This is a genomic window from Negativicoccus succinicivorans (assembly GCF_018373335.1).
In the GTDB taxonomy this organism is placed as follows: Bacteria; Bacillota; Negativicutes; order Veillonellales; family Negativicoccaceae; genus Negativicoccus; species Negativicoccus succinicivorans_A.
This window is the reverse complement of the sequence record NZ_JAHAHH010000140.1, coordinates 1-1,217: the sequence shown is the minus strand read 5'-3', so window position 1 is coordinate 1,217 and position 1,217 is coordinate 1. Positions and strand designations below refer to the sequence as shown.

The following is a 1,217-nucleotide window of genomic DNA, read 5'->3' as shown; positions in this document are numbered from 1 at the left end:
CCCGCGTGTGAGCAAGACGTCGCGCCGCAATGGCTCGAACGCTTATGCACGTTGGGGACGCGCGCTTGCGTGATCACGGGCGCGGGAAATCCTGACGCGAACGTCGGAACCATTTATTATCGGTCGGCGGACGGTCACGCGGGCGCTGTCGATTTTGCGCGTCTGGCGCCGAATTTCAGCGGCAGCGGCGATTATTTCAATGCGGTACTGCTCGCGGCGTTGCTGCGCGGTGAATCGCTCGCGCAGGCGGTGAAGACGGCGGCGCGATTTATTGAATTCGCGCTGCGTGAAACGCAAGCGCAGAAAAGTAACGCAGGCAACGGCTTAGTACTTCGCGGCGCGCTGCAAGCGACGGTAAAAAAATGGACGGCAGACGAATGAGAGCAAACAAAAAGCGCTTACCGAGGTAAGCGCTTTTTTTGTGATCAGTTTTTGCGACCGAGAATCGCGTTGACGCGATCTTTAATGTTGCCCTCCGAAGCTTTTTTCGGCGTGGCCTTTTTGATATCTTGGGTCGGTTTGGTTTCCGCTGTCTGTTTTATTTTTTTGGAAGATGTATCCGTTTTTACTTCTTTGGCTTTCGCTTCGGGGGTAAGGGCGGCGTTCAAGCGATTGACGATCGCTTGGCCGTCTTCCGCGGAGGAAAGGGTGTACAATGATTGGTTGCCCACGTAAAGCGCGCCGCCGCTTAATCGCGCCGGTTGCATTTTATTATCATGGAAGAGACGAGCCAGACGACCCGAAACGTAGTAAGCGCGCGTTTCGGCATCATAATTTCCGACTTTAATCGGTGTCAATACGGTCTTGTTGTTGACGATAACATCGGCGCCTTTGACGGTGACGCGGTTGCCGGAATACGCCTGCATGCGGTTGACCGCTTCCGTGACACGCGATTCGTTGCGCGGATGCGAGTTCGGCGCGATCACGCGCGCGATACCGTCATTGAAACCGGGACCGTATTTTTTCAATAAGGCGTGCATTGCGGCCGGAGCGCCGCCGAGATTATAATCGGTGTGTTCCAGGATCGTGAAGCCGAGGTCATCCGCAGCTTTTTCCTGACCCATCGTGAATACTTCGTTGTTGATATAGTTCAGAGCTAAATTCATCAGCAGCGTTTGCGCGGCGGACGCGTCGCCACCGGAAAGAACCGCGGAGCCGGCGACGGCAAGGCTGAGCTTTTTGGTTACGCCATTGACGATGTCGCGATTTTCACCGTG

1 protein-coding gene and 1 pseudogene are annotated in these 1,217 nt (G+C 55.2%); one reads left to right on the top strand and one right to left on the bottom strand.

From position 1 onward, the window contains the following. The coding region (locus KH813_RS06780) for a PfkB family carbohydrate kinase (protein ID WP_303994576.1) at positions 1 to 381 on the top strand (381 nt) is incomplete at its 5' end. A 44-nt stretch (positions 382 to 425) separates the two neighbouring features. Here the strand turns inward: KH813_RS06780 and KH813_RS06775 are convergent. Continuing rightward, positions 426 to 1,217, bottom strand: a pseudogene (locus KH813_RS06775) (peptidase M48); the annotation flags it as partial.